This is a genomic window from Brachybacterium sp. p3-SID957, from assembly GCF_025144775.1.
Lineage (GTDB): Bacteria > Actinomycetota > Actinomycetes > Actinomycetales > Dermabacteraceae > Brachybacterium > Brachybacterium epidermidis.
The window spans coordinates 35,725-49,088 of the sequence record NZ_JALXKT010000006.1 but is presented as its reverse complement, the minus strand read 5'-3'; the positions used below and the strand labels follow the sequence as shown (position 1 = coordinate 49,088).

Below are 13,364 nucleotides of genomic sequence, written 5' to 3'. Positions count from 1 at the left end.
TCGGAAGGAACTGCACCATGACGTACGTCATCGCCCTGCCCTGTGTCGATGTGAAGGATCGGGCGTGCGTGGACGAGTGTCCGGTGGACTGCATCTACGAGGGCAATCGGATGCTCTACATCCAGCCCGATGAGTGCGTGGACTGCGGTGCCTGCGAGCCGGTGTGCCCGGTCGAGGCGATCTTCTACGAGGACGACGTCCCGGACCAGTGGGCCGAGTACTACGACGCCAACGTCGACTTCTTCGACGAGCTCGGCGCGCCCGGCGGCGCGGCGAAGATGGGTGTGATCGACAAGGACCACCCGCTGATCGAGGCGCTCCCGCCCCAGCCCAACCCGCTGGCCTGAGCCCGTGGGAGCAGCACCGCGCACCTCGCTCGCCTCCCGCCTGCCGGTCTTCCCGTGGGACACCCTGGCCGAGGCCCGCGACCTGGCCGCCTCGCACGCGGACGGCATGGTCGACCTCTCCGTCGGCACGCCCGTGGATCCCACACCCGCCTCGGTGCAGCAGGCGCTCGCCGATGCGGCCGACTCCCACGGCTACCCCACCACCATCGGCACCCCCGCCCTGCGCGAGGGCATCGTCTCCTTCCTGCACCGGCACCGGGGTGCCCCGCCCTCCCTGGGAGTGGAGAACGTGCTTCCCACCATCGGCTCCAAGGAGCTGGTGGCGCACCTGCCCTTCCAGCTCGGCCTCGGCCCCGGGGATGCCGTCGCGTTCCCGCACGTGGCCTATCCCACCTACGACATCGGAGCCCGCCTGGTGGGCGCCCAGCCCCTGCCGGTGGACATGGTGCGCCTGGCCGCCGAGGGGGAGGCTGCCCTACCCGATCCCTCGCTGGCCTCCCGGATCCGCCTGCTGTGGCTGAACTCGCCCTCGAACCCCACCGGCGCGGTGCTGGAGGCGGACCAGATCGCCGCGATCGTGCGCTGGGCCCGCGAGCGCGGCATCGTGGTGGCCTCCGACGAGTGCTACGCCCTGCTGCCGTGGACCGTCGACGAGGTGCCCTCGGTGCTGGACCCCCGCGTGAACGAGGGGAGCCTCAGCGGCCTGCTGTGCGTGTACTCGCTGTCCAAGCAGTCCAACCTGGCCGGCTACCGCGCTGCCTTCGTGGCCGGTGACCCGGCCCTGGTGGGGGAGCTGCTGGCGGTGCGCAAGCAAGCCGGAATGATGATCCCCGGCCCCATCCAGACCGCCATGGCCGCAGCCCTGGACGATGACGACGCGGTGGCGGCTCAGCGCGAGACCTACCGGGCGCGTCGCGCACTGCTCGCCGGCGCACTGCGCGACGCCGGTGGCGAGATCCACGGATCGGACGCAGGCCTGTACCTGTGGACCACCTTCCGCGAGGACTGCGCCACGTCCGTGCGCGCACTGGCCGGTCTGGGGATCCTGGTGGCCCCGGGGATGTTCTATGGTGAAGCAGGCGGGACCTTCGTCCGCGTGGCACTGACGGCCACCGACGAGCGGATCGCCGCCGCCGCCCGGCGCCTGCAGCGCCACTGAACGATCCGACCACGCACAACGGAGAGCCCATGGATCACGCGACGACGCCCGCCCGCCTCAGCTACGACGAGAAGACCCTCGATCTGCCGCGCATCGACGCCGTGGAGGGCAATCCGGGCATCGGGATCGGGCCGCTGCGCAAGGAGACCGGCGCGGTCACCTACGACCCCGGTTTCATGAACACCGCCAACACCACCTCGGAGATCACCTACATCGACGGTGACGAGGGGATCCTGCGCTACCGCGGCTACCCCATCGAGCAGCTCGCCGAGCACTCCACCTACCTCGAGGTGGCCTACCTGCTGATCCACGGCGAGCTGCCCACCCGCGGCCAGCTCGACAACTTCTCCGCCCAGGTGGAGCGCCGCACCCTGCTGGACGAGCGCTTCCGTCGGCTGTTCGACGACTACCCGCGCGATGCCCACCCGATGGCGGTGCTGCAGGCCGGCGTCTCCGCGCTGTCCACCTTCTACCAGGACTCCCTGGATCCCTTCGACGAGGAGCAGGTGCGGCTGTCCTCGGTGCGGCTGCTGGCCAAGATGCCCACGATGGCGGCCTACGCCCATCGCATCGCGCAGGGCCACGCGCTGCTGTACCCGGACAACCGCCTCTCCCTGATCGAGAACTTCCTGCGCCTGACCTTCGGCTTCCCGGTCGAGGAGTACATCGCCGACCCGGCCGTGGTGCGGGCCATGGAGCAGCTGCTGATCCTGCATGCGGACCACGAGCAGAACTGCTCCACCTCCGCGGTGCGCCTGGTGGGCTCGGCCCAGGCCAACCTGTTCACCTCGATCTCGGCCGGCATCGGCGCGCTGTCCGGCCCTGCGCACGGTGGCGCCAATGCCGCGGTGATGGAGATGCTCAACCTGATCCGCGACGAGGGCATCGACCCCCGCGACTACATGGAGAAGGTGAAGAACAAGGAGGACGGCATCCGGCTGATGGGCTTCGGCCACCGGGTGTACAAGAACTACGACCCCCGCGCCCGCATCGTCAAGAGCATCGCCGACACCGTGCTGGAGCGCCTGGGCGTCAACGACGAGCGCCTGGAGCTGGCGATGAAGCTCGAGGAGATCGCGCTGAACGACGACTACTTCGTCGAGCGCAAGCTGTACCCGAACGTGGACTTCTACACCGGCATCATCTACAAGGCGATGGGCTTCCCCACCCAGATGTTCACGGTGCTGTTCGCGATCGGTCGCCTGCCCGGCTGGATCGCGCAGTGGCAGGAGATGATCCACGACCCGGACACCAAGATCGGCCGCCCGCGCCAGATCTACACCGGCCACCCCGAGCGCCCGTACCAGGCGATGGAGGAGCGTACCGGCACCAGCGAGCTGCGCCTGGCGGAGCTCAAGGCGGAGATCGACAAGCGGGGCTGACGCGCCCGCAGGGCCCACCTGAGACCCCTCGCAGACCCTGGGATGTGAGGCGTCTCATGTGAGCCACGCCGCAGGTCAGGGGCCATTTTCCGGGACCTTCTGCCTGGGAGGTGTCAGGACCTGGCCTTATGGTGGTGTCAACCCAGGAGGGCCGTGCGCCGACCGGCCCTCCGGCACCACGAGGAGGATCAGATGACGTCCGCCACCACCGAGCGCCCCACCGATGCGGTTGCAGGAGGTGACGCGTGGGAGGGCTTCGAGCCGGGTCCCTGGCAGGAGTCCATCGATCTGCGCGACTTCATCCTGCGCAACTACACCCCGTACGAAGGTGATGCCTCGTTCCTCGCCGGCCCCACCGAGAAGACCCTGAAGGTCTGGGATCACCTGGAGAAGAACTACCTCTCCGAGGAGCGTCGCCGCCGCGTCTACGACGTCGACACCAAGACCCCCGCCGACATCGATGCGTTCCCAGCCGGATACATCTGCCCCGAGGACGACGTCATCGTCGGCCTGCAGACCGACGTCCCGCTCAAGCGCGCCATGATGCCCAACGGCGGCTGGCGCATGGTGGAGACCGCGATCAAGGAGGCCGGCAAGGAGCCGGACCCCGAGATCAAGAAGGTCTTCACGAGGTACCGCAAGACGCACAACGACGGTGTCTTCGACATCTACACCCCGCGCATCCGCGCTGCCCGCTCCAGCCACATCATCACCGGCCTGCCGGACGCCTACGGCCGTGGCCGCATCATCGGGGACTACCGTCGTCTCGCCCTGTACGGGGCGGACTTCCTGATCGCCGAGAAGATGGCCGCCAAGGACGCCGTGGCGGACCAGCCCTTCAGCGAGCACTGGGCCCGCTACCGCGAGGAGCATTCCGAGCAGATCAAGGCTCTCAAGAAGCTCGTCACCCTGGGTGAGATCTACGGCCTGGACCTCAAGCGTCCCGCCGCCAACGCGCAGGAAGCGGTGCAGTGGACCTACATGGCCTACCTCGCCTCCGTGAAGAGCCAGGACGGCGCCGCGATGTCCCTCGGCCGCCTCTCCGCGTTCCTGGACGTCTACTTCGAGCGCGACCTCAAGGCCGGCAAGATCACCGAGTCCGACGCCCAGGAGATCATCGATGCGCTGGTGATCAAGCTGCGCATCGTGCGGTTCCTGCGCACCATCGACTACGACCAGATCTTCTCCGGTGACCCGTACTGGGCCACCTGGTCGGACGGCGGCATGACCGAGGACGGCCGCTCGCAGGTCACCAAGACCTCGTTCCGCCTGCTGCAGACCCTGCGCAACCTGGGGCCGGCCCCGGAGCCGAACATCACCGTGTTCTGGGATCCGAAGCTGCCCGAGGGCTACAAGGAGTTCTGCTCGGCCATCTCGATCGAGACCTCCTCGATCCAGTACGAGTCCGATGAGCAGATCCGCGGCCGCTGGGGCGACGACGCAGCGATCGCCTGCTGCGTCTCCCCGATGAGGGTCGGCAAGCAGATGCAGTTCTTCGGCGCTCGCGTCAACGCCGCGAAGGCCCTGCTGTACGCCATCAACGGCGGCCGCGACGAGGTCAGCGGCAAGCAGGTCACGAAGGAGGGCGAGTTCACGCCCGTCCAGGGCGACGGCCCGCTGGACTTCGACGACGTGTGGGAGAAGTACGAGCTCATGCTCGACTGGGTGGTCGGCACCTACGTCGAGGCGCTCAACATCATCCACTACAGCCACGACAAGTACGCCTACGAGTCGATCGAGATGGCGCTGCACGACAGCGAGATCGTGCGCACCATGGGCTGCGGCATCGCAGGCCTGTCGATCGTGGCGGACTCCCTGTCGGCCATTAAGCACGCCACGGTCACCCCGGTGCGTGATGAGACCGGCCTGATCGTGGACTACATCACCGAGGGCGAGTTCCCCCGCTACGGCAACGACGATGATCGCGCCGACGACATCGCCGCGACGATCGTGCACACGGTGATGAGCAAGATCAAGGAGATCCCGATGTACCGGGATGCCATCCCCACCCAGTCGGTCCTGACCATCACCTCGAACGTGGTGTACGGCAAGGCCACCGGCTCCTTCCCCTCCGGTCACCAGAAGGGCACCCCCTTCTCCCCGGGTGCGAACCCGGAGAACGGAGCGGACTCCCACGGGATGGTCGCCTCGATGCTGTCGGTCGGCAAGCTCGACTACAACGACGCGCTCGACGGCATCTCGCTCACCAACACCATCACCCCGCAGGGTCTGGGTCGCGACAAGGAAGAGCAGGTCAAGAACCTGGTCGGGATCCTGGACGCCGGCTTCGTGATGGACGACGACTGCTCCCTGACCAATTGATCACCCCGATCATCAACCGTCGAACTCAACCACTCGAGGAGAAACCGATGTCTGCCAAGACCTACGCCGAGCGCCTGGAGTCCATGAAGGCCAACCGGGCCGCCAACAACATGGAGTCCGGCTTGTTCCACGCCAACATCAACGTCCTGAACAAGGACACCCTGGTGGACGCGATGGAGCACCCGGAGAACTACCCGAACCTCACGGTCCGTGTCTCCGGCTACGCCGTGAACTTCGTGAAGCTCACCCGCGAGCAGCAGCTGGACGTGCTGGATCGCACCTTCCATCAGAGCGCCTGAGCGACGCCCTGCATCGGAGCGCCATCACGGCGCCATGACCACCGGGGGGGGGGGGGGGGGGGGGGGGGGAGGGCGGGGGAGCGGCCTGGGCGGCGGTGGTCATCGGGAGTCCTTCGCGACGGGGTCATGATGTCGATCCCGATGCTTCCCGAGCGCGGGCCCCGCGGTCGTCAGCCCCCGGTCGCGGCCTCGCGGACCGGGGGAGACCGAGGGAGGGGAGGCCGTCATACCCAGGGATGACGCGGCCGCGACCGCCGGCCGTGCGGCGCGTGAGGGCGGCAGCGCGGGCCGGAGTCCGGCGCCGCCTGCGGGTCATTGCTCGCCGGGGGTGACCAGCCCGGTCTCGAAGGCGATGATCACGGCCTGGACCCGGTCGCGGGCGCCGAGCTTGGCGAGGACCCGCCCCACATGGGTCTTCACCGTCGCCTCGGCGACGAACAGCTGCGCGCCGATCTCGCGGTTCGAGCGGCCCCGACCCATCAGGGTCAGCACCTCGCGCTCGCGCTCGGTGAGCTCCGCGAGGACGGAGCTGTCCTGCTCGGCGGGCTCGGGGGTGGCGACCACCCGTTCGAGGAGCCGGCGGGTCGCCGACGGGGCGATCACCGCGTCGCCGCGGTGGACCGTGCGGATCGCGCCGAGGAGGTCCTCGGGCTGGGCGTCCTTGAGCAGGAAGCCGCTGGCCCCGGCGCGGATCGCGGCGACCACGTACTCGTCGAGATCGAAGGTGGTCAGCACGATGATCTTCGGGGCCCGCTCGACGGGCAGCCGCTCCAGGAGCGTCGAGGTCGCCTCGATCCCGTCCATCCGCGGCATCCGCACGTCCATCAGCACCACGTCGACGCTGCGGGCGGACAGCTCGCGCACGGCCTCGGCGCCGTCGGTGGCCTGCAGCACGACCTCCATGTCGTCCTGGGAGTCGATCACCATGGCGAAGCCGGTGCGCACCAGCGGCTGGTCGTCCACCAGCGCGACGCGCAGGGGATGGTCGGCGATCTCGGTCATGGGGTCTCTCCTCGAGGGTCGTCGGCCGCGGGGCCGGGGTCGGTGGTGGTGTAGGGGGAGGCGGGGCCGTCGGCCTCGGCGGGGGTGCCGTGGTCGGCGGGCAGCGGCACGGTCGCCCGCACACGGTAGCCGCGGGAGGGGAGCGGCCCGGCCTGCAGCGCCCCGCCGAGCACGCTCATCCGCTCCCGCATCCCGGTCAGGCCGTGGCCGAGTCCGTCGGAGGTCGGGTCGGTGCCCTGGCCGTCGTCGACGACCTCGATCACGAGGCCCTCGGCGCCTCGGACCAGGCGTACGGAGGCGCTCGCGCCGGGCCCGGCGTGCTTGAGCACGTTGGTCAGCGCCTCCTGCACCAGGCGGAACACGGACATGCCGACCGACGAGGGGAGCTGGCCGAGGGAGCCCTCGACCTCGAGGTCGACCTCGAGGCCCGCGGCGCGGACGCGCTCGAGCAGCTCGGGCAGCTGCTCGGGGCCCGGCTGCGGACCGAAGCTGGTCTCGTCCTCCTGACGCAGCACGCCCAGCAGGGAGCGCATGTCCGCGAGCGCGGCGCGGCCGGTCTCTCCGATCGTGCCGAGCACCTCCACGGCCTTCTCCGGCTTCTGGGAGGCGACGAAGCGCCCGCCGTCGGCCTGCGCGATGATCACGGAGAGGGAGTGGGCCACGACGTCGTGCATCTCGCGGGCGATGCGGGCGCGCTCGTCGGCGACGGCGAGCGCGGTGCGCTGCTCCCGCTCGCGCACCGCCTGCTCGGCTCGGTCGCGGGTCAGGGCGAGCTGGCGCACCCGGGCCCGCTGCAGGTTGGCGAGCGCCCAGATCGCGACGATCGTGATGGTCCCGATGATCCCCAGGCCGACGAAGGTGATCGCCCCCTGCCCGAGGCTGCCGTACTCGCCGAACGCCGTGGCGATCCCGAACCAGGTCGCCTGGACGAGCACACCGAGCATCCCCGCGGCCACGCCGATGAGGTGCACGGCGGTGGTGCCGTAGGCGACGGCGCAGAACATCGCGTAGAAGGTCATCGCGTCGCCCGCGACGACGGGTATGCCGACCAGCACGTGGGAGACGGCGAGCACGCCGATCACGATCACGCCCAGCAGGGGGCGGGTGCGGCAGACCGCCGCCGCGAGCACCATCGGGACCGAGAACAGCACCCACCAGCCGGCACCCCCGGCGCCGAACAGCAGCATGAGGGCGGCGGCCGTGCCGAAGCCGATGAGGTCGACGGTGCCGGGGTTCTCGATGATCCAGCGGAACGGGTCGCGGAATCCGCGACCGGTCCGGCCGGGCTGCGGGGCCGAACCGGCGCTGTGCGGCCCCGCGGGAGCGTCGGGGGAGCGGCCGGTGGTCATGTCCACGAGAGTACGGGCGCGGCGGCGCCGCGGCGTCAGACCGCAGTCGGACGGAAGGGCCGTGTGCCTGCGGGGCCCGTCACGCGTGTGACTCTCGCCTCCGGACGGCCCGGACCGCGTGACGCTGCGGTCATAGCAGACGCTGGGGCGGCTCGAGCAGCTCGGGCCCTTCGTTTCCCACCTTGCCCACGGCTGGGTCGACCTCGCGCACGGCCAGCAGCGAGTCCTCCAGCAGATGGGAGTCGTCGTTGATCCAGGCCGCGGCGGCTTCCTTGTGATCCATCGAGGTGTCCAGCCAAGCGTCGACCTGGTGGCGCGGGAGCATCACCGGGGTGCGGTCGTGGATCTGGGCGAGGTCACCGGTGGCCTCGCGCGTGATGATGGTGGCGCTCAGCAGGAAGGCGCCGTCCTCGCTGGCCGCAGGGCCCTGGTGACCGCCGGGACCCTTCCACCAGGAGACCAGCGCGGCCATGTACAGGCGGGAGCCGTCGGCCGGGGCGATGAAGAACGGCTGCTTGCGCTTGCCGTCCTCGCCCCGCACCCACTCGTAGTACCCGTCCATGGGGACGATCGCCCGGTGCCGCGCCAGGCTGCCGCGGAAGCTGGGCTTCTCGAGGATGGTCTCCCGTCTCGCGTTGAAGGTGCGCGAGGAGAACGATTCGTCCTTCGCGAACGGGGGCAACAGCCCCCAGCGGGCCACCCGCAGGGCCCGCAGCACCTCACCGGTCTCCTTGTCGATCGACTCGGTGACCACGTGGATGGGGGCGGTGGGAGGGATGTTCCAGCGCTTGCGCAGGCCCGGATCGGTGAGGTCCACCGCGCCCAGGTCATCCAGCAGCGGCTCGATCTCCTGGTAGAAGGCGAAGCGGCCGCACATCTCAGGCGCCCTTGGGGCCGTTCGGGTCGCTCGTGCCGTCTCTCTTGGTGCCGAGGGACCCGGTCTCGGGGTCGATCTCGCCCTCTGAGGGAACGGAGGAGCCGCCCTCGGTGCCCGCGCGGGGGGTGAGGCGGGCATCCTCGGAGACGTAGGAGTCAGAGTCGCGGTGCAGGTTCTGCAGGCGGATGTCGCGGCCGTCGTCCACGATTCCCTGGTACTTCTCCTCCTGCTTCTTGGCGCCCTCGTCGTCGCGCAGCGGGAGGGTGAGGGAGTCCTCGGCGGGCTTGCCGGACTCGAGCTCCATCGCACGCTCGTACTCGGCATCCACCTCGGCACCCATGATGATCACGATGTTGATCACCCACAGAGCGAACAGCACCGCCATGATGCTGCCGATCGCACCGTAGCTGGAGTAGCTGGCCAGGGTGGCCATGTAGATCGACACCGCCACCGCCGCGATGATGATGCCCAGCACCGCGAACACACCGCCGGGGGAGACCAGGCGGAACGGCTTCTTGATGTTCGGGGCGGCCCAGTACAGCAGCGAGAGGATCACGAACAGGAACAGCAGGATCACGGGCCACTTCACCCAGGCCCAGATCGGCAGGAACGACTCGGTGAGGAAGGTGAGCAGTCCACCGGCGCCGATGGTGCTGGCGATCGGCCCCAGCAGGGCGTCCACCAGGGTCTGGTTCAGCAGGATCGAGATCGCGATGATCAGCAGGCTCAGGATCAGCCCCAGGGTGATCGCGAGCATGGTGCCGGTCTGCCTCACGAAGCCGCGGCCCTCGGGGATGTCGTAGATCTGGTTGGAGGTTCGCGAGTACGCCTTGACGTACGCGGAGGCGGACCACAGCGCGGTGGCGATACCGATGATCAGGGCGATGGTGCCGCCGGTCGCCGATCCCATCAGGGACTCGACGGTGGAGTCGACCAGGCTGCCCAGGCCCTGCTCGGAGGCCCCCGAGGAGGACGCGGCGGCCTGCTTGATCAGCTCCGCGATCTCATCTTTGAGGTCCGACAGCAGCAGGGTGGCCAGCGAGAACAGTGCCAGCAGGGTGGGCGCGATCGACAGCACCATGAAGTAGGTGAGCTTCGCGGCCTGGTCCGTCCCGCCGTCGCGCGAAAACTCGGTGAGCACCCGCTTGGCCATGTACTTGATGGACTGCCCGCTCAGGCGGGTGCCCTTCTTCTCGGTCGACTTATCGGTCGAGGCGGCCATGAACGCTCTCCTGGGGGATCGGGGTGCACTCGGGGACCGTGCGGCACGGGGTGCTGCACCTGGTGCGCCCTCATCCTGCCACGATCAGGGGCGGCTGGTCCGACTGCGGGTGGGAAGGACCGGGTGGTCCGTGGCCGCGCGAGGGGCGGGTCGTCCGGGCCGGGGTTGTCCACACGGATCGGGCGCGCGCTCGCGGTTATCCACAATCCGAGGCCGGGCAGTGCGCCGGGGAGCACAACTGCCTACCGTGGCCAGCGTGATGACCACATCACATCGGAGTCGCCGAGCTCGGAGCACAAGGGGGAGAAGACGTGGTGGATGCCGTCACGATCCTCGAGAGCGAATCGCGCGAACTGATCCGCCGCCGAGGTCTGGACGTGCGCGGGGACCAGTTGGAGCCGCTGATCCGGGAGGTCGCCGCTGACTACGACCGGCGGGCCTCCACCGGCACGGTGCCCTTGGTTCACGACATGGATCCGCTGATCGCGGAGGTGGCTGCCCGGATCGGCGGCTTCGGTCCCCTGCAGGAGATGCTGGATGATCCGTCCGTCGAGGAGATCTGGCTGAACTCACCCAGCGAGGTCTTCGTCGCCCGCAACGGGCGCAGCGAGCTGACACCGCTCGTGCTCACCGACGCCGAGGTGCGCGGGATCGTCGAGCGGATGCTGGTCAGCTCCGGCCGGCGCCTGGATCTTTCCACCCCGTTCGTGGACGCGCTCCTGCCCGACGGCTCCCGGTTGCACTGTGTCATCCCTGCGGTCACCCGCACCCACTTCGCCGTCAACATCCGGAAGTTCGTGGCTCGAGCGCACGACCTGGAGGGCATGGTGGGGCTGGGCTCGCTCACACCCCAGGCCGCAGGGTTCCTCGATGCTGCGGTGGCCTCCGGGCTCAACGTGATCGTGTCCGGGGCAACCGGCGCTGGCAAGACGACCTTTCTGCGGTGCCTGGCCCAGTCGGTGGGTGCCCGGGAACGCGTCGTCACCATCGAGGAGGTCTTCGAGCTCGACCTGGGACTGCGCGATGTGGTTGCCATGCAGACCCGGCAGGCCAATCTGGAGGGGACCGGCGAGATCTCGATGCGCCGCTTGGTCAAGGAGGCCCTGCGCATGCGGCCCAGTCGGATCATCGTCGGGGAGGTGCGTGAGGCCGAGGCGCTGGACATGCTGATAGCGCTGAACAGCGGACTGCCGGGACTGGCCTCGATCCACGCCAACTCGGCGCGCGATGCGGTCACGAAGCTGTGCACCCTTCCCCTTCTTGCTGGTGAGAACGTGTCCAGCAGGTTCGTCGTGCCCACGGTCGCCGGGTCGATCGATCTGGTGGTCCACCTGGACATGCTGGCGGACGGCCGCCGGCGCGTGCGTGAGATCGCGGGGCTGACCGGCCGCGTCGAGAACGATGTCATCGAGGTCTCCGACATCTTCTCGCTGCGTGATGACAGGCTGGTGCGGGGCGACGGCCATCCGCCTCACCCCGAGCGCTTCGCCCGTGCCGGGCACGACCTCTCACGCCTGCTGGGCGGGCGGAGGGCGGCATGACAGACGGCGCGTTCCTGGGGCTCATGGCCGGTCTGGGCCTGCTGGCGATCTGGTGGTCGATGTGGGAGCAGGAGGAGAACCAGAGCCGTCCCGGGCCGGTGGCCGGTCTGCTCGACCGGATGCGGGATGATCTGGTGAGGGTGGGCTTGGGAACGGTCCCCCCGGCAGCGGTGCCCGCTCTGAGTGCCGGGCTCGGCCTGGTGGTGGCAGCCGCTGTATGGGCGCCATCCGGGGCTGTGGTCCCTGCCCTCGCGCTCGGGCTGGTGGCGAGCCTCCTGCCCACGTTGGTGCTGCGGGCCGCAGCCCGGCGCCGCACCACGGCCCTGCGAGAGGTGTGGCCCGAGGCAGTCGATCACATCGCCTCGGCGATCCGCGCGGGAATGTCGCTTCCCGAGGCTCTGGTGCAGCTCGGCAGGACGGGGCCCGAGCAGCTGCAGCCCGCCTTCGTCGAGTTCAGCCGTGACTACCAGGCCAGTGGGGACTTCTCCAACAGCCTGGATCGGCTCAAGGTCCGGCTGGCCGATCCCGTCGGGGATCGAATCGTCGAGGCCCTGCGGATCACCCGCGATGTCGGCGGTACCGATCTCGGTGTCCTGCTGCGTACCCTCTCCTCCTTCCTGCGGGAGGACGCCCGGACCCGGTCCGAGCTCGAGGCCCGGCAGTCGTGGACGATCAACGCCGCCCGTCTGGCCCTGGCCGCGCCGTGGATCGTCCTGGCACTGATGTCCACCCGTCCTCAGGCCGCCCAGGCCTACGACTCCACGGCCGGACTGGTGATGATCCTGATCGGCGGTGCCGTGTCGCTGGTGGCCTACCGGGTGATGCTGATGATCGCGCGGCTCCCGCAGGACGAGAGGGTGCTGCGATGAGCGCCCCGGGAACCGCGGCGGCCGGGGCTCTGCTGGGCCTGGTGCTCGGGACCGGCCTGGCCCTCATCGCCGGGCGCCTGCCGTGGCTGCGACAGCGGGATCTCGCGGCACGCATCGATCCCTACCTGCGCAGGAGCTCGGCGAGTGCGCTGCTGGACTCCGCGGGGCCGCGCGGACGGTCCAGGGTGGTCCTCGAGGCCCTCCTGGGCCCGGTAGCGGTGCGTGCCATCGGTGTGCTGGAGCGCCTCACCGGCGGTGCGGATCAGTTGGAGCGGCGCCTGCGAATGGCCGGCCGGCGCAGCAGCGTGGACTCCTTCCGGATCGAGCAGGTCGTGTTCGGAGCAGCGGGGCTCGTGCTCGGGCTGGCAGCGGGACTGGCAGCGGTCGGGATCCGCGGTACCAGCCCGCTGATGGGTCTGGTGATCGTCGTACTCGGCACGGTCTCGGGCATCCTGCTGCGCGACTACCTCCTGGGCGTCGAGATCAAGCGGCGAGCGGCGCGCATGGCCCGGGAGTTCCCCACGGTGGCCGATCTGCTGGCCCTGGCGGTGGCCGCCGGCGAGAGCCCGATCGCTGCCATGGAGCGGGTGGCACGATCATCCTCAGGTGCGCTGCCGGACGAGTTCGCCGCCACCGTCGCGGAGATCCGCGCGGGGTCGAGCGTGTCCCAGGCCCTGGCCGCAATGGGCTCCCGCACCCCGCTCGAATCGCTGGCGCGCTTCGGCGAAGGGGTCTCGATCGCCATCGAACGCGGCACCCCGCTGGCGGAGGTGCTCCGGGCCCAGGCCCAGGACGCACGGGAGGCGTCCAAGCGCCAGCTGATGGAGACCGCCGGCCAGCGGGAGGTGCTGATGCTGATCCCGGTCGTCTTCTTCGTTCTTCCCCTGGTGATCGTGTTCGCGATCTTCCCGGGTCTCGCAGTCCTGGAGATCAGCCTGTGAACGCGCCCATCACCCCCGAAAGCCCAGGATCCCCCCGTGAACGATCGACCTGAC

At 69.5% G+C, this 13,364-nt stretch carries 12 protein-coding genes; 8 read left to right on the top strand and 4 right to left on the bottom strand.

All coding sequences use genetic code 11. From position 1 onward, the window contains the following. Positions 1-17 precede the first annotated feature (17 nt). The 5 genes from fdxA (at position 18) to grcA2 (ending at position 5,509) form a co-directional block, all read left to right on the top strand. On the top strand, positions 18-347 hold the full coding sequence (fdxA, locus tag M3B01_RS02360) for a ferredoxin (protein ID WP_193866144.1): 330 nt from the start codon (positions 18-20) through the stop codon (positions 345-347). Positions 348-351: 4 nt separating this feature from the next. Further along, positions 352-1,506, top strand: coding sequence for a succinyldiaminopimelate transaminase (gene dapC, locus M3B01_RS02355; protein ID WP_259789225.1), 1,155 nt, complete (start codon positions 352-354; stop codon positions 1,504-1,506). 29 nt (positions 1,507-1,535) lie between these two features. Then, entirely contained in the window at positions 1,536-2,888 is a 1,353-nt protein-coding gene (locus M3B01_RS02350) for a citrate synthase (RefSeq protein ID WP_193866146.1), read from the top strand. Positions 2,889-3,080: 192 nt separating this feature from the next. Next, positions 3,081-5,210: a pyruvate formate lyase family protein gene (locus M3B01_RS02345; RefSeq protein ID WP_259789224.1), complete on the top strand. Its 2,130-nt coding sequence runs from the start codon at positions 3,081-3,083 to the stop codon at positions 5,208-5,210. Between the two features lie 47 nt (positions 5,211-5,257). Then, positions 5,258-5,509: an autonomous glycyl radical cofactor GrcA2 gene (grcA2, locus tag M3B01_RS02340; RefSeq protein ID WP_193866150.1), complete on the top strand. Its 252-nt coding sequence runs from the start codon at positions 5,258-5,260 to the stop codon at positions 5,507-5,509. 312 nt (positions 5,510-5,821) lie between these two features. Here grcA2 and M3B01_RS02335 read toward each other — a convergent pair whose 3' ends face one another. The 4 genes from M3B01_RS02335 to M3B01_RS02320 all read right to left on the bottom strand — a co-directional run bounded on the left by M3B01_RS02335 (position 5,822) and on the right by M3B01_RS02320 (position 9,959). Next, complete coding sequence (locus tag M3B01_RS02335; RefSeq protein WP_259789223.1) at positions 5,822-6,511, bottom strand: response regulator transcription factor; 690 nt, start codon at positions 6,509-6,511, stop codon at positions 5,822-5,824. After that, a complete protein-coding gene (locus M3B01_RS02330; RefSeq protein WP_259789222.1) occupies positions 6,508-7,860 on the bottom strand; it encodes a sensor histidine kinase in 1,353 nt (450 codons plus the stop codon). The genes M3B01_RS02335 and M3B01_RS02330 overlap by 4 nt, the downstream gene beginning before the upstream one ends. Positions 7,861-7,990: 130 nt before the next feature. Further along, positions 7,991-8,737, bottom strand: a complete 747-nt coding sequence (locus M3B01_RS02325; protein WP_259789221.1) for an SOS response-associated peptidase — start codon at positions 8,735-8,737, stop codon at positions 7,991-7,993. 1 nt (position 8,738) lies between these two features. Then, entirely contained in the window at positions 8,739-9,959 is a 1,221-nt protein-coding gene (locus tag M3B01_RS02320; protein ID WP_259789220.1) for a YihY/virulence factor BrkB family protein, read from the bottom strand. A gap of 314 nt (positions 9,960-10,273) precedes the next feature. Between M3B01_RS02320 and M3B01_RS02315 the strand changes: the two genes are divergently transcribed. From M3B01_RS02315 to M3B01_RS02305, 3 genes are read left to right on the top strand one after another with little or no spacing between them, the layout of a single operon-like run. Beyond that, on the top strand, positions 10,274-11,500 hold the full coding sequence (locus M3B01_RS02315; RefSeq protein ID WP_193864714.1) for a CpaF family protein: 1,227 nt from the start codon (positions 10,274-10,276) through the stop codon (positions 11,498-11,500). Next, the gene (locus tag M3B01_RS02310; RefSeq protein ID WP_259789219.1) at positions 11,497-12,369 is read left to right on the top strand and encodes a type II secretion system F family protein; all 873 of its coding nucleotides are present in this window, start codon (positions 11,497-11,499) and stop codon (positions 12,367-12,369) included. Before M3B01_RS02315 ends, M3B01_RS02310 begins: the two co-directional genes overlap by 4 nt. Then, positions 12,366-13,310 (top strand): type II secretion system F family protein, encoded by a 945-nt coding sequence (locus M3B01_RS02305; RefSeq protein ID WP_259789218.1) that lies wholly within the window; start codon positions 12,366-12,368, stop codon positions 13,308-13,310. Before M3B01_RS02310 ends, M3B01_RS02305 begins: the two co-directional genes overlap by 4 nt. The last annotated feature ends 54 nt before the right edge of the window (positions 13,311-13,364 follow it).